General features: G+C 63.7%; 22 protein-coding genes. 14 read left to right on the forward strand and 8 right to left on the reverse strand.

What is annotated here, in order from left to right; all coding sequences use genetic code 11:
• Positions 1–137 precede the first annotated feature (137 nt).
• From groL to JQ558_RS05135, 3 genes are all read left to right on the forward strand, one after another.
• The gene (gene groL, locus JQ558_RS05125; protein ID WP_212209637.1) at positions 138–1,784 is read left to right on the forward strand and encodes a chaperonin GroEL; all 1,647 of its coding nucleotides are present in this window, start codon (positions 138–140) and stop codon (positions 1,782–1,784) included.
• A gap of 117 nt (positions 1,785–1,901) precedes the next feature.
• Positions 1,902–3,104: a hypothetical protein gene (locus tag JQ558_RS05130; protein ID WP_212275005.1), complete on the forward strand. Its 1,203-nt coding sequence runs from the start codon at positions 1,902–1,904 to the stop codon at positions 3,102–3,104.
• 152 nt (positions 3,105–3,256) lie between these two features.
• On the forward strand, positions 3,257–4,795 hold the full coding sequence (locus JQ558_RS05135; protein ID WP_212292973.1) for an NAD(P)/FAD-dependent oxidoreductase: 1,539 nt from the start codon (positions 3,257–3,259) through the stop codon (positions 4,793–4,795).
• Positions 4,796–5,228: 433 nt separating this feature from the next.
• On the opposite strand, the gene JQ558_RS05140 is transcribed toward JQ558_RS05135, so the two are convergent.
• Together JQ558_RS05140 and JQ558_RS37100 are read right to left on the reverse strand one after the other, a co-directional pair.
• A complete protein-coding gene (locus JQ558_RS05140) occupies positions 5,229–5,405 on the reverse strand; it encodes a hypothetical protein (protein WP_212292972.1) in 177 nt (58 codons plus the stop codon).
• Positions 5,398–5,796 (reverse strand): hypothetical protein, encoded by a 399-nt coding sequence (locus tag JQ558_RS37100; protein ID WP_249142339.1) that lies wholly within the window; start codon positions 5,794–5,796, stop codon positions 5,398–5,400. The genes JQ558_RS05140 and JQ558_RS37100 overlap by 8 nt, the downstream gene beginning before the upstream one ends.
• A gap of 120 nt (positions 5,797–5,916) precedes the next feature.
• On the opposite strand from JQ558_RS37100, the gene JQ558_RS05150 reads away from it, so the two are divergent.
• From JQ558_RS05150 to JQ558_RS05180, 7 genes are all read left to right on the forward strand, one after another.
• Positions 5,917–6,366, forward strand: coding sequence for an Hsp20 family protein (locus tag JQ558_RS05150; protein WP_212209633.1), 450 nt, complete (start codon positions 5,917–5,919; stop codon positions 6,364–6,366).
• Between the two features lie 83 nt (positions 6,367–6,449).
• Complete coding sequence (locus tag JQ558_RS05155) at positions 6,450–6,776, forward strand: hypothetical protein (protein WP_212209632.1); 327 nt, start codon at positions 6,450–6,452, stop codon at positions 6,774–6,776.
• 210 nt (positions 6,777–6,986) lie between these two features.
• Entirely contained in the window at positions 6,987–7,187 is a 201-nt protein-coding gene (locus JQ558_RS05160; RefSeq protein ID WP_212209631.1) for a hypothetical protein, read from the forward strand.
• 255 nt (positions 7,188–7,442) lie between these two features.
• The gene (locus JQ558_RS05165; RefSeq protein WP_212292971.1) at positions 7,443–9,137 is read left to right on the forward strand and encodes a GMC oxidoreductase; all 1,695 of its coding nucleotides are present in this window, start codon (positions 7,443–7,445) and stop codon (positions 9,135–9,137) included.
• 93 nt (positions 9,138–9,230) lie between these two features.
• Positions 9,231–10,706, forward strand: a complete 1,476-nt coding sequence (locus tag JQ558_RS05170) for an amidase (protein ID WP_212292970.1) — start codon at positions 9,231–9,233, stop codon at positions 10,704–10,706.
• A 42-nt stretch (positions 10,707–10,748) separates the two neighbouring features.
• Positions 10,749–11,663, forward strand: a complete 915-nt coding sequence (locus JQ558_RS05175; RefSeq protein ID WP_212292969.1) for a PaaI family thioesterase — start codon at positions 10,749–10,751, stop codon at positions 11,661–11,663.
• Positions 11,664–11,851: 188 nt separating this feature from the next.
• Positions 11,852–12,334 (forward strand): dCMP deaminase family protein, encoded by a 483-nt coding sequence (locus JQ558_RS05180; RefSeq protein WP_283813793.1) that lies wholly within the window; start codon positions 11,852–11,854, stop codon positions 12,332–12,334.
• A 51-nt stretch (positions 12,335–12,385) separates the two neighbouring features.
• Here JQ558_RS05180 and JQ558_RS05185 read toward each other — a convergent pair whose 3' ends face one another.
• Positions 12,386–13,162 carry a potassium channel family protein gene (locus tag JQ558_RS05185; protein ID WP_212209626.1) on the reverse strand — a complete coding sequence of 259 codons (777 nt, stop codon included), beginning with the start codon at positions 13,160–13,162 and terminating at the stop codon, positions 12,386–12,388.
• Between the two features lie 58 nt (positions 13,163–13,220).
• Positions 13,221–14,504 (reverse strand): MFS transporter, encoded by a 1,284-nt coding sequence (locus JQ558_RS05190; protein WP_212274997.1) that lies wholly within the window; start codon positions 14,502–14,504, stop codon positions 13,221–13,223.
• Positions 14,505–14,880: 376 nt separating this feature from the next.
• Between JQ558_RS05190 and JQ558_RS05195 the strand changes: the two genes are divergently transcribed.
• Entirely contained in the window at positions 14,881–15,888 is a 1,008-nt protein-coding gene (locus tag JQ558_RS05195) for a tripartite tricarboxylate transporter substrate binding protein (RefSeq protein WP_212292968.1), read from the forward strand.
• Positions 15,889–16,097: 209 nt separating this feature from the next.
• Here JQ558_RS05195 and JQ558_RS05200 read toward each other — a convergent pair whose 3' ends face one another.
• A complete protein-coding gene (locus tag JQ558_RS05200) occupies positions 16,098–17,093 on the reverse strand; it encodes an MBL fold metallo-hydrolase (protein WP_212292967.1) in 996 nt (331 codons plus the stop codon).
• A 263-nt stretch (positions 17,094–17,356) separates the two neighbouring features.
• Here JQ558_RS05200 and JQ558_RS05205 point away from each other — a divergent pair, with 263 nt between their 5' ends.
• Positions 17,357–17,512: a hypothetical protein gene (locus JQ558_RS05205; RefSeq protein WP_212292966.1), complete on the forward strand. Its 156-nt coding sequence runs from the start codon at positions 17,357–17,359 to the stop codon at positions 17,510–17,512.
• A 91-nt stretch (positions 17,513–17,603) separates the two neighbouring features.
• On the opposite strand, the gene JQ558_RS05210 is transcribed toward JQ558_RS05205, so the two are convergent.
• Positions 17,604–18,680, reverse strand: a complete 1,077-nt coding sequence (locus JQ558_RS05210) for a tartrate dehydrogenase (protein ID WP_212292965.1) — start codon at positions 18,678–18,680, stop codon at positions 17,604–17,606.
• 28 nt (positions 18,681–18,708) lie between these two features.
• Complete coding sequence (locus tag JQ558_RS05215; protein WP_212292964.1) at positions 18,709–19,698, reverse strand: tripartite tricarboxylate transporter substrate-binding protein; 990 nt, start codon at positions 19,696–19,698, stop codon at positions 18,709–18,711.
• A 133-nt stretch (positions 19,699–19,831) separates the two neighbouring features.
• On the opposite strand from JQ558_RS05215, the gene JQ558_RS05220 reads away from it, so the two are divergent.
• Together JQ558_RS05220 and JQ558_RS05225 are read left to right on the forward strand one after the other, a co-directional pair.
• Positions 19,832–20,737 carry a LysR family transcriptional regulator gene (locus tag JQ558_RS05220; RefSeq protein WP_212292963.1) on the forward strand — a complete coding sequence of 302 codons (906 nt, stop codon included), beginning with the start codon at positions 19,832–19,834 and terminating at the stop codon, positions 20,735–20,737.
• A 111-nt stretch (positions 20,738–20,848) separates the two neighbouring features.
• Positions 20,849–21,025: a hypothetical protein gene (locus JQ558_RS05225; protein ID WP_212209618.1), complete on the forward strand. Its 177-nt coding sequence runs from the start codon at positions 20,849–20,851 to the stop codon at positions 21,023–21,025.
• Between the two features lie 30 nt (positions 21,026–21,055).
• On the opposite strand, the gene JQ558_RS05230 is transcribed toward JQ558_RS05225, so the two are convergent.
• Complete coding sequence (locus JQ558_RS05230; protein ID WP_212209617.1) at positions 21,056–21,472, reverse strand: META domain-containing protein; 417 nt, start codon at positions 21,470–21,472, stop codon at positions 21,056–21,058.
• Between the last annotated feature and the right edge of the window lie 80 nt (positions 21,473–21,552).

Raw genomic sequence — 21,552 nt, forward strand, 5'->3', positions numbered from 1 at the left:
CGGAGACAGACCCCTCACCCGTCACGAACGCGCCTTCAGCGCGTCCGTGCCACCCTCTCCCACAAGGGGAGAGGGGAAGAAGACCCGGCCACGACAGGCGGCAAAACCGTACCCAATCCAATCAGGAGTAAATCCACATGGCTGCCAAAGACGTTAAATTCGCCGGAGACGCCCGCGATCGCATGCTGCGCGGCGTCGATATCCTCGCCAACGCCGTGAAGGTGACGCTCGGCCCGAAGGGCCGCAATGTCGTGATCGACAAGAGCTTCGGCGCCCCGCGCATCACCAAGGACGGCGTCACCGTCGCCAAGGAGATCGAACTCGAGGACAAGTTCGAGAACATGGGCGCGCAGATGCTGCGCGAAGTTGCCTCCAAGACCAACGACACCGCCGGTGACGGCACCACCACCGCGACCGTGCTCGCCCAGGCGATCGTGCGCGAAGGCGCCAAGTCGGTTGCCGCCGGCATGAACCCGATGGATCTGAAGCGCGGCATCGACATCGCGGTGCTGGCCGTGGTCAAGGACATCGAAAAGCGCGCCAAGCCGGTCGCCTCCTCCGCCGAAGTCGCCCAGGTCGGCACCATCTCGGCCAATGGCGATGCCGCCATCGGCAAGATGATCGCGCAAGCGATGCAGAAGGTCGGCAATGAAGGCGTCATTACCGTCGAGGAAAACAAGTCGCTCGAGACCGAAGTCGACATCGTCGAGGGCATGAAGTTCGACCGCGGCTATCTGTCGCCCTACTTCATCACCAACGCCGAAAAGATGACCGCCGAGCTCGAGGACGTCTACGTGCTGCTGCACGAGAAGAAGCTCTCCGGCCTGCAGGCGATGCTGCCGGTGCTGGAAGCCGTGGTGCAGTCCGGCCGCCCGCTCCTGATCATCGCCGAGGACGTCGAGGGCGAGGCGCTGGCGACGCTGGTGGTGAACCGTCTCCGTGGTGGACTGAAGGTCGCCGCCGTCAAGGCGCCGGGCTTCGGCGATCGCCGCAAGGCGATGCTGGAAGACATCGCGATCCTGACCGGCGGTCAGCTGATCTCCGATGAGCTCGGCATGAAGTTGGAAAGCGTCACCGTCAACATGCTCGGCCGCGCCAAGAAGGTTGTGATCGACAAGGAGAACACCACCATCGTCAACGGCGCCGGCAAGAAGCCCGCGATCGAAGCCCGCGTCAGCCAGATCAAGGCGCAGATCGAGGAGACCACCTCGGACTACGACCGCGAGAAGCTGCAGGAGCGCCTTGCCAAGCTCGCCGGCGGCGTCGCGGTGATCCGCGTGGGCGGTGCGACCGAGATCGAGGTCAAGGAGAAGAAGGACCGCGTCGAGGACGCGCTCAACGCAACCCGCGCGGCCGTGCAGGAAGGCATCGTGCCGGGCGGCGGCGTGGCGCTGCTGCGCGCCAAGAAGGCGGTCGGCCGCATCCAGAACGACAATTCCGACGTTCAGGCGGGCATCAACATCGTGCTGAAGGCGCTGGAAGCTCCGGTTCGCCAGATCTCGGAGAACGCCGGTGTCGAGGGCTCGATCGTGGTCGGCAAGATCCTCGAGAACAAGTCCGAAACCTTCGGCTTCGACGCCCAGACCGAGCAGTATGTCGACATGGTCGACAAGGGCATCATCGACCCCGCCAAGGTGGTGCGCACCGCCCTGCAGGACGCTTCCTCCGTCGCCGGCCTGCTGGTGACCACCGAAGCCATGGTCGCCGAGCTGCCGAAGGAAGCGGCCCCGCCGATGCCCGGCGGTGGCGGCGGCATGGGTGGAATGGGCGGCATGGGCTTCTAAGTCTCGCCGACCAATGCAATCATCGAAGGCCGCCTCCGGGCGGCCTTCTTTTTTGGCGACATGATCTGGAGGTTTGCTACTTACGACGACGCTGATTCTCTCCCTTGAGGAATTCCCATGCGCGCACTCCTGCTCTGCCTGCTCGGTCTGGTGACGGCCTCGGACCTGGCTTTTGCCCAGATGAAGCTCCCCTCCAAGGCAGCACCGGCACCCGGCGGCAGCGAAGTCAGGTACTTCACCTCGATCGACGGATTGATGGGCGGCAATGCCGACGTGGTCCTCAAGGAGATCCGCCAGGGCAAAACCGTCACCGCGGCCGTGCTCGACGTCTGCTACCCCGTCGAAAAAGGCTCCGACCGCAAGGACCGCTTCGTCGCCAACCTCACTGTTAATGGCCAGAGCCTGACCGGCTCGACGCAAAGCATCGGTGACAAGCTGCCGGTCACCGTGAACCTCGCGCGCAAGGCCAGCGCCGACGGCTTCGAATTCCGCGGCCGGATCACCATCGGCCAGGCGGTGACGGAAGTGGCCTCGACCGACAATTCCGATCTCAGCGAGAAGGAGTTTTTGGACAACCAGACCACCGATGACGGCATCACGCCAACGCCGAAGGACTTCACCGAGGTGTCGCCGGAATCCATCGGCGTGCGGATAAAGCTGGATGCGGCGCTGGATTTCCTCAAGAGCCTGAAGGGCCAGGAGGTGGAACTCGGCCTGAGCAGTCTCTCGATTTCCTGTGACGCGCTCCGCGCCGGCGAACAGACCATCAATCTCACCGCCGATCCGGAGCGGTCGGCGGCGCTGATCGCCAAGGCGAAGTCGACACCAGGCGTGGTCACCGCGGGATGGACCACCGGCATCGTCGAGATGGACCGCACCATCCGTTTTGCCGCCGCCGACTGGCGCGATGGCGACAAGATCAACAAGGACAAGATCGCCGCCGCAGTATCCGCGGTGCTGTCGAAGACGCTCGCAGCCAAGGCGGCGGGTGCGGCGTGGAACGCCAACACCGGCAAGCTGACGCTGACCTTCAAGCGGCCGAGCGAGATCTACCCGGCGCTTGGCCTCACCGACAGCATCGAGGTCACCGCGCTGGTCTCGCCCGACAAGCCCGGCGCGTCGGACCGGCTGATGCTGTGGATCTCGAGCCCGGTGACATCGACCATCGACGAAGGCGCAGGTCCCAAGCTGAACCTGTCCGAAGGCGCCGGCGGCGAGGAGGAAGGCGGCGAGCCGGAAGACGATAATGGTTCGGTCGAGGCGCTCGCCAGGGAGTTCAAGGGCCAGCGCTGGGACATCGACAAATCGGCCTGGAAATAGCGGTTTTCAGCCGTTCCCTTTCTCGATCCTTTCTAAATCGCTGAAGGCGGCTTTCCGCGCACCGCTCCATGCGGTCAGCGCATTTGACATGCCGCACCCGAGCGGCAATGAAACACCCTGATCTTGCAATGGCTTCCAGGGTGCCACGCTGAATGACACGTTATGATGTCGTGATTGTCGGCGCCGGCCTTGGCGGCCTCACAGCTGGAGCGATCCTGGCGCGCGCCGGCCGCAAGGTGCTGGTGGTCGAGCGCAGCAATTCGGTCGGCGGTGCGGCGTCGAGCTACAAATCCGGCGAGCTGTTTGTCGAGGGATCACTGCACGAGACCAGCGACCCGAACGACCCGCGCGACCCCAAACATGACGTGCTGACGCGTGCCGGCGTGATCGACGCCGTCAAATGGATTCCGTCCGGCGCGTTTTACCAGGCGCGCGGCGGCCCGCTCGATCAGCCGTTCCTGATGCCCGACGATTTCGACGCCGCGCGCCGTGCGTTGACCGAACGCTTCCCGGAGGCGCGCCGCGGCATCGATCAACTGCTCGGCGAGATGCAGCACATCGTCGCCGTCATGAGCCGGTTCTCGCGAGGCGACGACGCAACGGAAACCTCGCGCGACCGTCTCGGCGCCCTGATCAAGCTTTTGCCTGACGCCGCGGATTGGCCGTTGTCGCTGTCGCAAAAGCTCGACCGCGTATTCGGCGACAATGAAGCCGTCAAATGCGCGCTTGCCGCCAACCTGTCCTATTTCCACGACGACCCCGCCACGCTGTGGTGGATCTATTTCGCGATGGCGCAGGGCAGCTACCTCCAGAGCGGCGGCCGCTACGTGCAGGGCGGCTCGCAGCGGCTCTCCAGCGCGCTCGCCCGCGCCATCAAGGTGGCCGGCGGCGAAGTGCTGCTGCGCCGTGTCGTCAGCGCCATAGCGCTCGGCGACGGCGCCAAGTCCATCACCCACACCGCCAAGGACGGCAGCGATCCCCGGACCGTGCAATGCGCGCGGATCATCGGCAACGCCGCGCCCGCAGCCCTCGAACCCCTGATGCAGGCGGACGCCGCCAAGCAACTGAGGCAAACTTACGCCCGGCAGGCGCCCTCGACCTCGCTGTTCGCGCTGACGCTCGGGCTGTCAAAACCGCCGTGCGAATTCGGTATCGCCGCCTACTCCACGCAATTGCTGCCGCCCTGGATGAAGCGATTGACCGACTATGCGCAAGGCGCCGCGCTGATGGCGGAAGAGCCCGGCGAGCGCATGCCGCCGATGTCGGTGGTGGACTATGCCGCGATCGATTCCGGCGTGCCGGCGCCGCCCTATGTGCTTTCGATCCTCGGCCCCGATCTGTTGTCGAACTGGGACGCCTCCGACATGGACGCCTATCGCGAGAAGCGCGGGCGCTGGCAGGAGGCGATCGTGCGCTATCTCGCCGCGATCTATCCGGGGCTTGGCGAGGCCGTCGTTGCGTCCTCGTTCAACAGCGCGCTGTCGGTGCGGCAATATCTCAACGCCCCCGACGGCGCGGTTTACGGCTTTGCGCCGACCCCGCCACAGGCGATCTGGAGCAACCCGTTCCGCTCGCCGCGCACGACGGTATCAGGGCTTTATCTGGCCTCCGCCTATGCCGGCTTCGGCGGCTACACCGGCGTCGTGCAATCGGCCGGTCTCTGCGCGGATATGATCTTGCGGGAAGGGTGACACGCGCCGCGTCGTCATTGCGATTCTGCTCTCTCCACGCGTCGTCCCGGCCTTGAGCCGGGACCCATACTCCGCGGCGGTTGTTGTTTCAGAAGGTCGCTAACGCCTGCGCTCTCACCGATGGGCCGCGGCGTATGGGTCCCCCGATGCGCAATTGCGCATCTGAGATCGGCGCTCGCGCTGCTCGCTTGTCCGGGACGACGAAAATTATTCTCGCGACGCGCTGCGCCCGAGTGGTTGCTGCCGTTTCTCCCCAAAACAAGAGAGCAGGGAATGCCGGATGCGCGCTGCACCCGCGTCCGCACCTGGTTCGGAGAGCGGATTTACGTCGTTGCTGATCCGTCCTACGCGCTGGGCCGTAGCTCTCCCACGGTCTGGCTCTTTCCGTCGACGATCGGGCAGCGCACCCGCTGCAGCTCGGCTTCACCTCCACCTAGGCAGCGCGCCGCTGCTCTGCGGGGGCATATAGACTCAACGCCGAAAGTTCCCGGTCTATGCGTGTCTGCAAGGCTCGGCGTTCTTCGTCAGAAGAGGATGAATCGCGCAGCCTGCGATAATGTTCGATGACCTTTTCATGCCCGCGAACGAGGAAAGCATCGAGCTCAGACATGCTCGGCCCTCCCGGCTGCGTTCGGCGGGACAGGCAGAGTGAATGGAAAGGTATTTTCCGAAAGGGAGTTCAGGGCGGACTGTTCTTCGTCCATCCGGCGCATAATGTAGGCGCGTTCCAGGTCCGATAGCTGCGTCGCGAGCAGCCTGCGGTAGCGATGGATATTGTCGCGGTGGGCACGCAAGCGGGCAAGTTTTTCATCCAACATCATCGTCTCCTGACGGTCGTCGTGTTTTCCTTTGAGACTGGAAGGGGAAAGGCCCCGCGGAAAAATTAGGCGGCCGGCCTTTACTGTCAAGCCGGCTGATGCCTGAAAAAATCGGTAACCAATCAGCCGCCTCACCCTAAAAAAAATTTCGCGCTCCCCTTGAACTTTTTTCCACTCTGACAATTCTTATGGTCGCCGCAGACAAAGCGGCCGGGGTGCCCATCGGGGCCCCGGACATGAGGCGGGCGCCGGAAGGTGTCCGGTGCCAGCTCGTACCCAACTTGCTCTTTGGAGGATTTGGCTATGAGGTATGATTGGACTCCCCTGTGGAGGTCGACGATTGGCTTCGACCGCCTGTTTGACGTTCTCGACGAGGTCCAGCGGGCCAGCGAAGAGAGCTATCCCCCCTACAACATCGAACGTCTCGACGAAAACCGCTTCCAGATCTCGGTGGCGCTCGCCGGCTTCACGCCGGACGAGGTGGCGCTGACCATGGAGCAGAATGTCCTGACCCTGGAAGGCCGCAAGGCCGACAAGGACGAAAAGACCTTTTTGCATCGCGGAATCTCCACGCGGTCATTCAAGCGTCAGTTCACCCTGGCCGACCACGTCGACATCAAGGGTGCACGCTTCGAGAACGGCCTTCTGGTCATCGAGCTTCAGCGGGAAATCCCCGAAACCATGAAGCCGCGCCGCATCGCAATCAGCGACGGCACCGGCAAGGTGAACCAGATCGAGGCCAAGGCGGCCTGACCGACTGAACCATCAGGATCGATCGCCGCGCGGGGCTTCCCGCGCGGCAGCTCATCAACGCGTCTATTGATTTGGAGGCAGCCATGCGGCCGACGCCCGCACAGCACGATAACGTGTTCGACTTCGACTTTCTGCTCCGTCCCGGCACGGCATTCGAACATCCCCGGGATGTGGTTTGTCACCCGGGTCTAACGCTTGCCGAGAAGCGCGCCATCCTCGCATCCTGGGCTTCCGATGCCTCTGCGATGGCATCATGTCCCACATTGCGCGCGCCTGAAGGGCTGAGAGCGCCCGTCCACATCGACGACATCCTGGCAGCGCTTTGCGCACTCGACGGAAACGGCCCGCGCCATCCGCCCGGCGGAAAGCCAATGCGCCTGCGCTCAACCGTGCGCCAAGCTGCAGCCTGATTCAGCGGGAGGAACAATGGAAAAGTCCAGCGAACTGCCGCGCGAATTCGAACGGGTCGAGAGAGCGCTGGCACAAAATCTGGAAAACGAGGTGCGGGCCTGGAGACACGGTCGGTCGCTTCGACACAGCGTGACCGCAACCGGCGTTCCGGTCTTGCGACGGTCTGCGCGAAAGCCTCGTCTCCTGCGGGCCGACGTGTGGAGATGAGCATGCCGTATCACGTCTATACGAGGAGCGGCCCCAGTGCCTTCGGGGTGATCGTTGAAACGGCGCGCGATGCCGTCACAAAGGCCGCGCAATTTGCTGAAGAAGGACATCCAGAGGTCCTGATCAAGGACCTTCTTGGGCACATTCTCTCTCATGCCGAAGTCGCCGCCCTGGCTGAAGGCGAAGATGGCCAGGGCACGTAGAGCCGTGACAGGACGCCAACATCACGTTCGCCAATTGAGGCCGGTGTAGCACAAGTCATGTCGACACCGGCCATCGACATGATCTTGCGCGGGGTTGACTTCAGCTTCGATCTTGAGCATCGCGCTTTTGAGCGTCGTGTGCGGGCGACGCCTCATGCTGCAATAGCGAAGCGGTGACGACGGCAGGCGTGACCCGGACGCGGAGCTGCGCTACCTTCCCCGGCAACAAGACCAACAACACGGGGAAATACCAAAGTGTATGACACGATTATCGTAGGCGGCGGTTCGGCTGGTTCGGTCATGGCGCATCGGCTGTCAGCCAAAAGCGGCCACAAGGTCCTGCTGTGCGAGGCCGGCCAGGACACCCCGCCCGGCAACGAGCCGGCCGAGATCAGGGACAGCTATCCCGGCACCGCCTATTTCGATCCGCGTTTCCACTGGACCGAACTCAAGGTCACGACGCAGATCGTCAGCCATAACAATCCCAACGAGGGGCGGCCGCCCTTACGCAAATACGAACAGGCGCGGGTTCTGGGCGGTGGCTCCTCGATCAACGGCCAGATGGCCAACCGCGGCGCGCCGACCGACTACGATGAATGGGAAGCGCGAGGCGCCACCGGCTGGAACTGGAAGGACGTGCTGCCCTATTTCAAAAAGGTCGAGCGCGACCTTGATTTCGACGGGCCGTACCATGGCAAGGATGGCCGCATCCCGGTGCGACGCATCCCCAGGGAGCACTGGACCAAGCATTCGCAGGCTTTCGCCGACGCCTTCCAGCAGGCCGGCCATCAATTCCTGCCGGACCAGAACGGCGAGTTCGTCGACGGCTATTTCCCCGTGACGCATTCCAACCAGGCCGAGCAACGCGTCTCGGCCGCGATGGGCTATCTCGATCGCGAAACGCGCAAGCGCGCCAATCTCGCGATCTCCACCAACACTCAGGTCAGGGAATTGCTGTTCGAAGGCACGCAGTGCGTCGGCGTGAAGGCCGTCGTCGACGGCAAGGAGCAGGAATTCCGCGGCCGCGAGATCATTCTGTGCAGCGGCGCCATCCATTCGCCGGCTCATCTGCTGCGCGCCGGCATCGGCCCGGTCGGTCACCTCAAGGACATGGGCGTTCCCGTGCTGGTGGGGCTTGAAGGTGTCGGCCAGCGCCTGATGGATCATCCCTCGATTTCGCTATCCTCCTTTGTCCGCCGCGGCGCGCGCATGAACGGGCATACCAGGCGTCACATGCAGGTCGGCTTGCGTTATTCGTCCGGACTGCCCGGCGTGCCGAAGGGCGACATGTTCGTCGTGGTGCTGAGCAAATCGGCCTGGCATGCGGTCGGCGAGCAAATCGGCTCGGCGCTGACGTTCGTCAACAAGACCTATTCCGAAACCGGACAGGTCAAGCTCGCCTCGCGCGACCCGGCCGCCGAGCCGATCGTCGAGTTCAACCTGTTGTCCGACCGGCGCGACCTCGATCGGCTGATGAGCGGTTTCCGCAAGATGGCCGCGGTGCAAATGAGCGACGCCGTCAGGGCGGTCACCGACAAGCCGTTCCCGGCCTCCTATACCGACCGCGTGCGCAAGATCGGCGTGGTCAACAACAAGAACAGGATCCTCACCAAAATCGCCGCCACCCTGATGGACGGCCCGGCGGCGCTGCGCCATTACATGATCGACAATTTCGTGGTCGAAGGTTTTTCGTTCGACGACGTGATCAACGACGACGAGGCGCTGGAGAGCTTCGTGCGCAAGGGGACCATCGGCGTGTGGCACGCCTCCTGCTCGTGCCGGATGGGCCGGCCGGAGGACCCGATGTCGGTCGTCGACACCGAGGGCCGCGTCAAGGGCGTGCAGGGCCTGCGCGTGGTCGACGCCTCGATCTTCCCCGTCGTGCCCTGCGCCAACACCAATTTTCCGGTGCTGATGTCGGCGGAGAAGATTGCGGCCTCGATGCAGTGAATGCACCGGGGCAGCAATTCCCGTTGCAAGCCCATTGATTGACTTGGCACGCTGCGAACCTAAAGTTGGTTCGCACCGAAGGAATTGCACCGCATGACTTTGCCGATGAACTGGAACGAATGGGCGCAGCACGACGGCGTGGCGCTGGCGGAGCGTGTCAGGAAAGGCGAACTGACGGCACAGGAATTGGCAAGTCAGGCGGCCGCAGCCATCGCCAAGGTCGATCCGGCGCTGTCGGCCGTGGTCGAAGTGTTTGAGGACGCGATCGACGATCCCGCCAAGGCCGGCGCCAATCTTGCGGGGCCGTTTGCCGGCCTGCCGTTCCTGATGAAGGATCTGGGCCCGACCATGCAGGGGCGCCTGCAGGAAATGGGCTCGCTGCTGATGCGCGGCAACCGCGCCACATCAGATACGTTCCTGACATCGAAGATGCGCCAGGCCGGACTGAATCTGATCGGACGGACGACGACGCCGGAGTTCGGCGTTTGCAGTTCGGCGGACAATCCGGCCGTCTACGTCACGCGCAACCCGTGGAATACCGACTACACCACCTGCGGATCGTCGGCCGGCAGCGCCGCGATGGTCGCGGCGGGCGCGGTGCCGATCGCGCATGCCACCGACGGCGGCGGTTCGATCCGCATTCCGGCCGGCGTCAACGGCAACATTGGCCTGAAGGTATCACGCGGCGTGTTCTCGCTGGCGCCGCATCTTTCCGATCTGTCGGGGCTGGTGTCGATCCAGGGCTGCCAGTCACGCACCGTGCGCGATACCGCCGCCTTCGTCGATGCCTGCCGCGGTCCCGCGCCCGGCGAATTGATGCCGTTCTGGACCGCGCCGGAGCCTTATCAGGAGATGATCAAGCGCGATCCGGGACGGCTCAAAATCGCGCTCTCGCACCAATGGGGCGACTACCAAGCGACACCGCAGATCGCGTCCGAGCTGAAAAAAGCCGGACAATTCCTTGAAGGCCTCGGCCATCACGTTGATTACGCGTTGCCGGCGATCGACTATCGCGCCGCCTTTGACGCCCAGACCACCTGCTACATCAGCAATTTTGCGGTGGTGATCAGCAACATGCTCGCCGCGCGTGGGCTCGAAAAGCCGCCGGCGGACCTCATTGAACCGGTTAACATCCGGATCTGGGAAGCCGGCCGGCACACGACGTATGCCGAGCGCGCGCGCATGCAGGCCGTCTTCAACACGACGTCGCGCGGCTTCGGCGCATTCTTCGAGGAGTGGGACATCATCCTGACGCCGATCACCGCGCTGCCGACGCCGAAGGTCGGCACCAAAGAATATCTGACCATCTCGGACAATCCGTCGGTGCTGGACTGGTTCGGCAATCTGTGGCGCAATTTTGCGTTCACGCCGCTCGCCAATCTGTGCGGGATTCCCGCAATCTCGCTGCCGATGGCGCAGCATGAGCACGGCTTGCCACTCGGCATTCAGGCCCAGGCCAGGCAGGCCAATGACGGGCTGCTGCTGCAGCTGGCGGCGCAGATCGAGCGCACGCTCGGCGGCCAATGGAACTCGGGACGGAAGCCCGGCGTGCACGCGACGAACGGTTGAGCCGTCTTTGGCTCATCCATCAATATGGTCTAGAACGTCCGTATGTCCGAAGCATCAAAAGTCGACATGCCGCTGCCGTTTGACGAACTGGCTGACGCCATCAAGAGCCACCGCTCCGTCTATGGGCACATCAGTGGACTTCAGCTCGACCGCGCCGCCCCTGGCGAAGCCTGGTCAAGCCTGCCCTACCGCCCGGTCTTCGTCGGCGACACCGGGACCGGCGTACTTCACGGCGGCGTTGTCACCGCGATGCTCGACGAGAGCTGCGGCATGGCGGTCCAGCTCGCGCTCGACGGGACGCGCGCGATCGCAACCCTCGACCTGCGCATTGATTACCTGAAGCCGGCAACGCCCGGCCTCGACATAAGGGCGCACGCGATCTGCTACCGTGTCACCCGCTCGATCGCCTTCGTGCGCGCGACCGCCTACCAGGAGACCGAGGACGATCCGGTCGCCACCGCAACGGCCTGCTTCATGGTCGGCGCCAACCGCACCAACATGCTCAAGGGCCGCTCGAGGGAGGATCTCGCGCTGCCGGCGCTTGAAGCGCCGGAAGATCCGGCAGGCCCGTTCGCCCAAAGCCCGTTCGCGCGCGCCCTCGGCATCCGCGTCAGTGAGGACGGCACGCTGGTGATGCCGTTCTCACCAACGATCATCGGCAACCCGATCCTGCCCGCGATCCATGGCGGCATGACCGGCGCCTTTCTCGAAACCACCGCGATCGTCGGCGTGACGCGCGAACTCGGCGTGTCGCTGCCGAAGCCGATCGGGCTGACGATCAACTATTTGCGGTCCGGCCGCGCATTGGACAGCTACGCCAACGTCTCGATCGTCAAGCAGGGCCGGCGCGTCGTCGCCTTCGAGGCGCAGGCCTGGCAGGACGACCGGACCAAACCGATCGCCTCGGCGTTCGGGCATTTCATGCTGAGGCAGGCGCCGGGCGCGGACGAGGAATAGGCGTATCCTAACCGTTAAGCTTACGATCCGAGCGGTCATCGACAAGCGGCTACCGCCGGGCTTAAATCTGTCAGGCTGACCGCGGCCACACGGGCATTAACGGGATGTTGATGCTCTCGCTGTTGTCTCGCCATGGCTGATGGTGGAACATCGGCGCATAGAGCGCACTGATTTTTGAGGGAACGGTATTGCTGGATCCAAAATGGGATGAGCGATTTATGCTCCTGGCGCATCATCTGGCGAGCTGGAGTATCGAGAAAGGGCGGCGCGTCGGCGCCGTGATCGTGGGACCCGATCATGAAATCCGCTCGACCGGCTTCAACGGGCTGCCGCGCGGCGTTCGCGATGACCTCGAGGAGCGCCATTCCCGCATCACCGGCGCCAAATATATCTGGAGCTGCCATGCCGAACAGAATGCGATCTTCAATGCGGCCCGCATTGGCGTCGCGCTCAAGGGCTGCACCATCTACGTTCCCTGGTTTCCCTGCGTGGAGTGTACCAAGGCCATCATCCAGTGCGGCATCACAGCGCTCGTCGCCTACGCACCCGACCGGCCGAACTCGAACTGGGCCGAGGATTTCTCCATCTCCGGTCAGATGCTGAACGAAGCCAATATCGAGGTTCGGCTGATTCCCCGGCTCGCCGAACTACCCGACGCCACCGAAGAGTGAGGCGTAAGAGGCTACACCAAAGCAAAACCATCGCGGTTCCGAGCGGCTCGGCTACGTCGCCCCTTCGTCAGGAATATTCAGCACCACACCACACGCCTTGCAGTGCACGGCATCGCTGTCATGGCGCTGCAGGCCGCAGGACGGACAGGGAAAACGCACTTTACTCGGGGACAGCAGCGCGCGGGCAAGATTGAAGAACAGCGTCACGCCAAAGATCATGATCACGACCGTGATCATGCGGCCGGCCGTTCCGCGCAGGGTGATGTCGCCAAAGCCGGTCGTCGTCAGCGCCGTGACGGTGAAATACAGCGCGTCGGCGTAATTCGTGATCTGCTCGTTACGAAATTTCTGGGTCTCGTAGACGATGGCGGTCATCACGAAAATGAAGACCGCAAGGTTGGTGACGGCAAAGATCACTTCCTCGTTGCGCCGGAAAAACGTGCTGTCGCCGCGCAGCCGGGTCAGCATCTGAACCTCGCGGAGCAGCCGCAGGGTGCGCAGGATGCGCAAGAAGCCGCCCGCCTCTCCCGCCAGCGGGGCCAGGAACGAGGCGATCGCGATCAGGTCGGTCCAGGTCGAAAGGCGGGTAAACGCCCGCAAGCGGCGCCGGTTGATGAACAGCCGCGCGGCGAAATCGGCCAGGATCACCGCGCCGAACAGAACGTCGAGCGTTTCGACGAGTTCGGTTGGGGGCAGGAACGACGTCACGACGATGAACAGCACCGTGACGATGTCGAACGCCAGCAGCGCGTAGCGAAAACGGACGCCGGCTGACGTGGCGCCTTCGTAAAGCTGCCGGATATTGCTTTTCAAGGCGTCGAGCGTCATGGCGGCATGTTCACAGGTTTACCCGCATCATGGCAAGCCATGACGCCGCGCCGAGGCGTCACGCGGTGGCCGCCCGGGCGCGCATCTCCTCGCTGGGCTTGACGTCCCGCGAGCGGCTGTAGATCGCAACGGCCAGGATCAGCACCACGGTGAGCACGCCGAACAAGGCGCGGTAGGCGGTCTCGGAGCGGGCGCCATCGGCGAGAGGCTCGAACCCGCCGACGATGATGCCCGACAAGGTCTGCATGCAGGCGACGCCCAGCATCACGGCGGTGTTGATGGTCGCAATGCCGCGGCCGATCAGCCGGTCCGGGAAAATGCCGCGGCCATGCGTCATCACCATGGTGCTGGAGGCGCTGAAGAAACCGATGGCGACGATGGCGCCGACGGGCACCCAGACGGGCGGGCGAGAAGCGAGCGCCAGCGTCGCAAGCATGGATATGGTCACCATGGTGCCGCCGATGGCGATCCATTTGCGCGTGTCGAGCACGCGGTCCAGGGGGCCGAAGGCGACGATCCCAAGCTGGTAGGTGATCACGGCTGATAGCAGCACGTTGCCGGCCTCGATCGGGCTCATGCCATACACCTCGCGCAGGAACGAGCCGCCCCACAGGCCCTGAACGGTGAAGGTGCAGGCATAGTTGCAGAAATTCATCGCCAGGATCGGCCTCAGGCGCGGGTTGCCCAGCACCTCGATCAGGCCTTGCAGCATCTGGCGTGGCGGCTCCGGGGTGCGGTCGAGAAACGGATGGCCGGGCGGCGCGTCGCGCACCACCAGCCACACGGCGATGGTGGCAAGTGCGATGAAGACGACGACGGCGCCGAACACCGCGCGCCAGCCGACGGCCTCCGAGGCCCATGCCAGCGGCGTGGTGGCGAACAGATTGCCGAGCAGTCCGATCGACAGCACCATGGCGGTGAGCGTGGAAAAACGATCCGGTGGAAACCAGCGCGAGATCACCACCATGCTGCCGATCAGCATGACGCCGAAGCCGGCGCCCATCAGCACGCGGCCGGTGAGCAGAACCGGCCACGTCGGCGCCAGCGTGAAGATCGCAGCGCCTGTCGTGGCGAGGATCAGCATGCAGGCCACGGTGCGCCGCGGTCCGAAATGGTCGAACAGAAGGCCACAGGGGATCTGCATCGCGGCGAAGCCGAAGAAGAACGCGCCGGTCAGCGCGCCCAACGCTTCCGGTCCGATGGCGAGGTCGCGCATCAGGTCGAGGCCGATGGTGACGTTGGCGGCGCGGAAAAAATGACTGGCGACATAGGCCGTGGCCAAGGTCGCGACGATGATCAGGCCCCGGCGGTGGGCAAAAGGGCGCCGCAACGCGGAGCTCATCGACTGGGGGGTATCCCTCTTGTTGTTTGATGCCTGGCAGGCGTTTCCAATCACCGAGCCTATGCGGCCTTGGCAGGCAGTTCAAGGTTCGGGCTATGATTGGCTGTTATCTCTGCTGCAGTGCATGATTCCAAGTCGTTGTCATTCCCCGATGCGCGATTGCGCATCTGAGGGCGATGCGCAGCATCGAACCCGGAATCCATCGGGCAACGGTGCACGCGGTTGAATGGATTCCGGGCTCGCGCTTCGCGCGCCCTCAGATGCGCAATCGCGCATCGGGGAATGACGGGGGAGAGTGTTTGCGCGCGCCGGGCTTGCGGTGAAATGAGGCCACCCATAAGAACGTGGATCGACATCGCTGGAGGGAGGCAATCTGGTGCTTAGGCTCTCACATCGTCGCAACATCATGAATGCCGTGATCAACTTTGCATCAACCATCGCCTTCGCATGCCCGCTGGTGGCAAGCGCGGCCGTGCATGCCGCCGAGTTTCCAGCGCGCAGCATCACGCTGGTCGTCCCCTACCCGGCCGGCGGCGGCGTCGACGCCATGGCGCGTGTGGTCGCGCAAAAACTGTCGGACGCATTCCGCCAGACCGTGACCGTCGATAACCGCGGCGGCGGCGGAGGAACCATCGGCACCCGCGCCGTGGCGCGCGCCGCGCCTGATGGCTACACGCTGCTGCTGGGCCACACCGGCACCCTCTCCATCAACCCCAGCCTCTACACCAAGCTCGGCATGGACCCGCGCAAGGATTTTGCGCCGATCGGTCTCGTCGCGTCGATGCCGGTGGCCCTGCTCGCGCACCCGTCGTTCTCAGCCAAGACGGTCGCTGAGGTGATCGCGTTCGCCAAAAAGGAGCCGGGCAAACTCAATATCGGCACGTCGCCGGTCGGCACCGGCGGGTACATGTGCGCGGAACTGTTCAAGGCCGAATCCGGTATCGATGCCGCTATTATTCCCTACAAGGGTACGGCGCCTGTCATGAACGACCTGCTCGGCGGCCATGTGCCTGTCGCGTTCGGCGTGCTGCCGCCGGCGCTCGGCAATATCGCGGCCGGCCAGTTGCGCGCCATCGCCGTCACCAGCAAGCAGCGCTTCTCGCTACTGCCTGACGTGCCGACATTCGACGAATCAGGGATGCCCGGCTTCGAAGCCGTGCTGCATTACGGGCTGCTGGCGCCGTCAGGCACGCCGCCTGACATCGTCGAACTCCTCAGCGCCGAGCTGCGCAAACTTGTCAGCGATCCGGAGGTGCAGAAACGCATCCGTCTCGAAGGCGGCGATCCCCTGGCCTCGACGCCGGCCGAATACGCAGACGATATCGACAAGGAAGAGAAGAAGTGGAGCAAGCTCGTTCATCAGCTCGGGCTGAAGGTGGAGTAGCGGCGGGACTCTTCTCCCTCTCCCCGCCCTTCGCGGGGTCGAGACGAGCGGAGCTCGCTCTTAGAGGGTCGGGGTGAGGGGCTCTCTCCGCCATTGCAGTCTATCGATAGACCTGTACCCCCTCACCCGAAATTCGCTATTGCGAATTTCGACCTCTCCCCGCAAGCGGCCGCAAGCGGGGAGAGGTGACCAGACCGCCGTCCCGCACATCAAATATTCGGCTTCCACATCACCGGGATCTCCCGGTAGCCGCTGCCGTGTTTCTCGACATGCGCGAGCGAAGGGAACGGGTAATGGAAACCCTGCACCCGCATCCGGTCGGCCACCAGCATGTCGTAGACCTTGCGGCGGGTCGCTTCCGCCATGGCGCCGTCCTGATCGTAAAAGGCGTGCCAGTCGGGATGGCGGACGAACAGGAACGGCACGTGGGTGACGTCGGATTGCACGTAGACGGAGTCCGGGCCGGAAGCGATCACGAACGAGCTGTGGCCGGGCGTGTGCCCGGGCGTGCCCTGCGCAGTGACCCCGGGAATCAGCTCCTTGCCCCATTCATAGGTTTTTACGCGCTTCAAAACCTCCGGCGTGAAGACGCGCCGCACATTCTTGAAGTTGCCTTCCATCCGGCCCTTGGGCGCGCGGCTCATCTCGCCGTCATCCATCCAGAACTGGTGCTCTTTCGCCGGCACGGCGATCTCGGCGTTCGGATAGGTCAGTGAGTTGTCGTCCATCAGGAGGCCGTTCATGTGGTCGCCGTGATAGTGCGAGATGATCACGACGTCGACGGCGTTGCGGTCGATTCCCGCGGCCGCGAGGTTGGTCACGAACTGGCGGGCGGTGCCGTTGCTCTTCTTGTAATTGCTCTCGCCGGTGCCGGTATCGATGATCGCCAGCTTCGATCCGGTATTGATGGCGATCGGGTTGTACGGCGTGGTCATCATGTCCTTTTCCATGAAGACCTCGGCGAGCGCGGCGTTCACCACATCCTTCTTGATGTTGGTGACGTGATCCTCCGCCATCTTGAACCGGTTGACGCCATCGGTGGCCACCGTCACCTCGATGCTGCCGATCTTGTAGCGGTACCAGCCGGCGGTCTGCTTGCCCGCCGGCGGCGTCGCGGCGTGGACGGGCTGATTGAACGGCAGGCTCGCGGCCGCTGCCGCGCCTGCGGCAGCCGACAACAGATCGCGGCGCGTGAAAGCCGTCATAGGCATCTCCCCTCACCCATTTATCCCGGGATTTGGCTCCCGAATTGACGTGAATACTCTCGATTCTTGGGACCTTCCGCAAGCCGGAAGCGAAGGCGACACCTTCCGAGCCTTTGGTTGGGCGCGTCGCGCGGCGACCGCCTAATTGCCACCTCCCCAGCCTGTCACCTCGGGAACAGCGCGCCGGTTCAGTCTCTGGCATTCTCCTAATCACAGGAAACGGACGCGGTGGTCGCGGTCCAACTGCCAAAAGGAGAACTGCCATGAATACCCAGAACGCTCAGAATGCTCAGATCGATGTCCTCTCCGACGAACAGCTCAATGCCGTGTCGGGTGGCAAGGACCGGGTTCAGGTCACCAAGGAGCAGTACGAACAGATCCTCGAAGTCAAGTTCATGTTCGCCAGCCTCAAGAAGTAAGCGGATTAGGAGATCCTCCGCGTTCCAATACGAGTACGGCGGACCAGGCCTATTGGCCGGTCCGCCGCACTTGTTTCTGCCGCCGCGCGCGTCAGTCGTTGGCGCCGTGGATGGAGGCGACGACCGCGGCCGTGACCTCATTCGTCCTGGCCTTGCCGCCGAGGTCCGGCGTGTGAAAGCGGGGGTCGGCGGTGACACGTTCGACCGCCTGCATCAGCCGCGTCGCGGCCGCCGGCTCGCCGAGGTGCTCCAGCATCATCACCGATGACCAGAACGTCCCGACGGGATTGGCGATGCCTTTGCCGATGATGTCGAAGGCCGAGCCGTGTATCGGCTCGAACATCGAGGGATAGGTCCGCTCCGGATTGAGGTTGGCGGTCGGCGCGATGCCGAGCGAGCCGGCGAGCGCGGCCGCGAGATCCGACAGCACGTCGGCATGCAAATTGGTCGCCACCACGGTATCGATGGTCTCCGGCTTCATGACCATGCGCATGGTCATCGCATCGACCAGCATCTTGTCCCAGGTCACGTCCTTGAACTCGGCCGCGATCTCGACTGCGATCTCGTCCCACATCACCATGGCATGGCGCTGCGCGTTGGATTTGGTCACGACGGTAAGCAGCTTGCGCGGCCGCGACTGTGCGAGCTTGAAGGCAAAGCGCATGATGCGCTCGACCCCGGGACGGGTCAGGATCGAGACGTCGGTTGCGACTTCGAGCGGCAAGCCCTTGTGGACGCGGCCACCGACGCCGGCATATTCGCCTTCCGAGTTTTCGCGGACGATCACCCAGTCGAGCTCCTTGCCGTGCACGTTGCGCAGCGGGCTGGTGATGCCGGGCAGGATCCGCGTCGGACGGACGTTGGCGTACTGATCGAACGGCTGGCAGATGGCGAGCCGCAGCCCCCACAGCGTGATGTGATCAGGCACATCAGGCGCGCCGGCCGAGCCGAACAGGATCGCGTCGTGATTCCTGATCTGGTCGCGGCCATCCTCCGGCATCATGATGCCGTGCTTCTTGTAGTATTCAGATCCCCAGTCAAAATGATCGACCTTGAACTTGAAATTGCCGTCGCGCTGGGCCAGCGCGTGCAGCACCTCGACACCTGCAGCAATGACTTCGGTGCCGATCCCGTCGCCCGGGATGGCGGCTATGGCGTACGTCTTCATCGATTGGTCTCCGGATGGCGAATGATTATTAGTTTCCCTTGGCACCCGCTGCCTTGATCACGGCGCCCCAGCGCGGCACTTCGGCCGTCAGATGCGCCTTGAGCGCCGCTGGCGTCGCCTGCTCGGCCTGGACCGGCTCGGTGCCGAGATTGGCAAACCGCTCGATCACCTTGGGGTCCTTCAGCGCGGCCTGAAGAGCTGTGACCAGCTTGTCGGTGGCCTCTTTGGGCAGTCCCTTTGGCGCCCACATCGCATGCCAGGCCGAGACCTCAAATCCCTTGACGGCGCCGCCGTCGAGCGTCGGCAGGTCGGGCAATGACGAGACTTTGGCTTTGGTCGTGACCGCAAAGCCCTTGATCTTGCCTTCCTTGATCTGGTTGGTGGTGTTGGTGGTCTGGTCGCACATCACGTCGAACTGGCCGCTGAGCAGGTCGTTCATGGCCGGCCCGGTGCCGCGATAGGGAATCCCGTTCATCTGCACGCCGAGCTCCTTCATCAGCATCAGCATGCACAGATGCGAGGCGGAGCCGATGCCGGCATGCCCGTAGACGGCCTTTTCGCCGCTGGCGCGAATCCACGCCACGTACTCGGTCACATTGTTGGCAGCAAGCGTCGGCTTCGACACCAGGGTCATCGGCACGTCGGTGATGCGGCCGAGGTGGTCGAAATCGTCGACGACATCATATTTGAGAGAGTCGTAGAGCGCGGGCGCGGTCGCGTGCGCGATGTGCCAGATCGCGAGCGTGTAGCCGTCGGCGGCCGACTTCGACACGCGCGCCATGCCGAGCGTGCCACCGGCGCCGCCGACATTTTCGACCAGGATGGTCTGGCCGAGGCTTCGGCCCATCGATTCCGCGATGAGGCGGGCCACGGTGTCGGTCGGCCCTCCGGCCGCCGCCGGAACGATGATGGTGATCGGTTTTGTCGGAAAAGCGGTCTGCGCGAAGGCGGTGTGTGACGCCCATAGCGACGCGGCCGCGATGGCGCCGGATAGGATCGTGCGACGATTGAACCGCATGGGTCGCTCCCTGAAGAATTCGTTGATTGGCTGATTTCAGCGCTTGCCGACAAGGTAAGGCCAAAGGTCACGCGCCTTCAATCGGCATACGATTATACAAATATTTGATATAATCTGCCGGGGAGGACGAAATATGGAACTGCACCAGCTTCGCTGCTTCGTGGCGGCGGCCGAGGAATTGCATTTCGGGCGTGCGGCGCAGCGGCTGGAAATGCTGCCCTCCGCGCTCGGCCGTTACATCCGGCTGCTCGAAGACGATCTCGGCACAAGGCTGATGACGCGAACGACGCGCAGCGTGACGCTGACCGATGATGGCGTCGTCCTGCTCAAGGAGGCCCGCATTTTGCTGGCGCAGGCGGACAATCTGGCGGTCAAATTCCAGGCGCGGGGCCGCAAGCAGGGCGCGATCATCCGCGTCGGCGCGATCGACAGCGCAGCGGCGGGACTGCTGCCGATGCTGCTTTCCGACTTTCGCGAACAGAGACCTGACGTCACGGTGAAACTGACGGAAGACAAAACGATCCGGCTGTTGCCGGCGCTGATCTCCGGCCGGCTCGACATCGCCCTGGTACGCCCGCCAGAAAAGCCCGACAAGCGGCTGGAATTTCTGTTTCTCCTACACGAGACCGCGGTCGTCGCCGTACCGGATCGTCATCCCCTCGCGTCGAGAAAACGGGTGACCGTCGCCGATCTTGCCGAACAGCCGCTGATCGTCCCCGAGCGTCGCTCGCGCCCGCATAGCCACGATCTGACCATGAAACTGTTTGCACAGGCCGGACTGCAGGCACGCATCATCCAGATTGCCAATGAAAAGCAGACCATCGTGAATCTCGTCGCGGCCGAAATTGGCGTTGCCATCGTGCCACGATGGACATCGCGAATGGCGGCGCGCGGCGTTCGGTTTGTTCCGCTCGCGGGATCAGACACGAACCGCTTGCCGCTCGCAGCCGCCTGGACCCGCGGCGCGCGCGATCTCATCAGGGACGAAATGCTTGGTATCCTCAAAGCGTCCCTCAAACGCTATGCACGGGAGGCCTGACGAGGCGGGCCACCGGCTGACGGTGATCTGGGTCACAAACAGCCGGGGCGGAGCAAGGCAAAATCCCGTTCGTCGCAGCATCGTGCGGCGCCTAACCAAGGGAAAACAGCCATGACCGATTTCACTCCCGTCAAACCCGAAGCATTGACATCAGATGAACTCGACCGCGTTGCCGGTGGCATCATCGTCGTCGGCGGATTGCTGCGCCAGTTTACCTCCAGGCTGGACTGGGTCGCGCTCAATCCGCAGCCGCTGCCGCCAAAGGTCTTCTTTTCATTCCGCTGGTAGCGGCCGCAGCCTCCGGCTCGACTCGCGCGCCTAGTTCGTGTTGAGCCGGAACCGCAGCGTTCTGGTGCCGATGAACGAGATCGCATCGCCCTGCCGCTTCCAGGTCGCGGCATCGGTCAGTGCGGCAATCAGTTCGTCGTCGGCCTGGGCGCGATTGGGCGGACAATTACGGTTCTCCATCGCGCCGGCGACGAAGATCACGGTGTTGCCCGCCACCGAAAACTGGCCCTTGCCGCCTTTGCACCAGAGTTCGAGCACCACTTCGCCGCGGTCGCCGATTTCCAGATTCGGTATTCGCTTGGAGCCGGGCTGGGGCGGGACATCCATGGTCATTTCCATCCCGAACGGAAAGCCGTTGTCGGCCTGGGCATGACCGGCATTGGGAGCGGAAACCAGCAGCACCGAAGCAACGCCTGCGAGCTTCACCATGCGCGCGAATGAAATCATGCAACCTCTCTCGAAAAACCCTCAACCGCGATATCGCGCCGTTCTATTGAACAAGTATGTCATTGGCTAGAGCCGTCCGG

This window comes from Bradyrhizobium sp. AUGA SZCCT0160, from assembly GCF_018130105.1.
Taxonomy (GTDB): Bacteria; Pseudomonadota; Alphaproteobacteria; order Rhizobiales; family Xanthobacteraceae; genus Bradyrhizobium.

What these genes read in the sequence shown, in the direction of transcription:
- groL (WP_212209637.1), top strand. Translation starts at nt 138, where the DNA reads ATGGCTGCCAAAGACGTTAAATTCGCCGGAGACGCCCGCGATCGCATG.
- JQ558_RS05130 (WP_212275005.1), top strand. Translation starts at nt 1,902, where the DNA reads ATGCGCGCACTCCTGCTCTGCCTGCTCGGTCTGGTGACGGCCTCGGAC.
- JQ558_RS05135 (WP_212292973.1), top strand. Translation starts at nt 3,257, where the DNA reads ATGACACGTTATGATGTCGTGATTGTCGGCGCCGGCCTTGGCGGCCTC.
- JQ558_RS05140 (WP_212292972.1), bottom strand. Translation starts at nt 5,405, where the DNA reads ATGTCTGAGCTCGATGCTTTCCTCGTTCGCGGGCATGAAAAGGTCATC.
- JQ558_RS05150 (WP_212209633.1), top strand. Translation starts at nt 5,917, where the DNA reads ATGAGGTATGATTGGACTCCCCTGTGGAGGTCGACGATTGGCTTCGAC.
- JQ558_RS05155 (WP_212209632.1), top strand. Translation starts at nt 6,450, where the DNA reads ATGCGGCCGACGCCCGCACAGCACGATAACGTGTTCGACTTCGACTTT.
- JQ558_RS05160 (WP_212209631.1), top strand. Translation starts at nt 6,987, where the DNA reads ATGCCGTATCACGTCTATACGAGGAGCGGCCCCAGTGCCTTCGGGGTG.
- JQ558_RS05170 (WP_212292970.1), top strand. Translation starts at nt 9,231, where the DNA reads ATGACTTTGCCGATGAACTGGAACGAATGGGCGCAGCACGACGGCGTG.
- JQ558_RS05175 (WP_212292969.1), top strand. Translation starts at nt 10,749, where the DNA reads ATGTCCGAAGCATCAAAAGTCGACATGCCGCTGCCGTTTGACGAACTG.
- JQ558_RS05185 (WP_212209626.1), bottom strand. Translation starts at nt 13,162, where the DNA reads ATGACGCTCGACGCCTTGAAAAGCAATATCCGGCAGCTTTACGAAGGC.
- JQ558_RS05190 (WP_212274997.1), bottom strand. Translation starts at nt 14,504, where the DNA reads ATGAGCTCCGCGTTGCGGCGCCCTTTTGCCCACCGCCGGGGCCTGATC.
- JQ558_RS05200 (WP_212292967.1), bottom strand. Translation starts at nt 17,093, where the DNA reads ATGACGGCTTTCACGCGCCGCGATCTGTTGTCGGCTGCCGCAGGCGCG.
- JQ558_RS05205 (WP_212292966.1), top strand. Translation starts at nt 17,357, where the DNA reads ATGAATACCCAGAACGCTCAGAATGCTCAGATCGATGTCCTCTCCGAC.
- JQ558_RS05210 (WP_212292965.1), bottom strand. Translation starts at nt 18,680, where the DNA reads ATGAAGACGTACGCCATAGCCGCCATCCCGGGCGACGGGATCGGCACC.
- JQ558_RS05215 (WP_212292964.1), bottom strand. Translation starts at nt 19,698, where the DNA reads ATGCGGTTCAATCGTCGCACGATCCTATCCGGCGCCATCGCGGCCGCG.
- JQ558_RS05220 (WP_212292963.1), top strand. Translation starts at nt 19,832, where the DNA reads ATGGAACTGCACCAGCTTCGCTGCTTCGTGGCGGCGGCCGAGGAATTG.
- JQ558_RS05225 (WP_212209618.1), top strand. Translation starts at nt 20,849, where the DNA reads ATGACCGATTTCACTCCCGTCAAACCCGAAGCATTGACATCAGATGAA.
- JQ558_RS05230 (WP_212209617.1), bottom strand. Translation starts at nt 21,472, where the DNA reads ATGATTTCATTCGCGCGCATGGTGAAGCTCGCAGGCGTTGCTTCGGTG.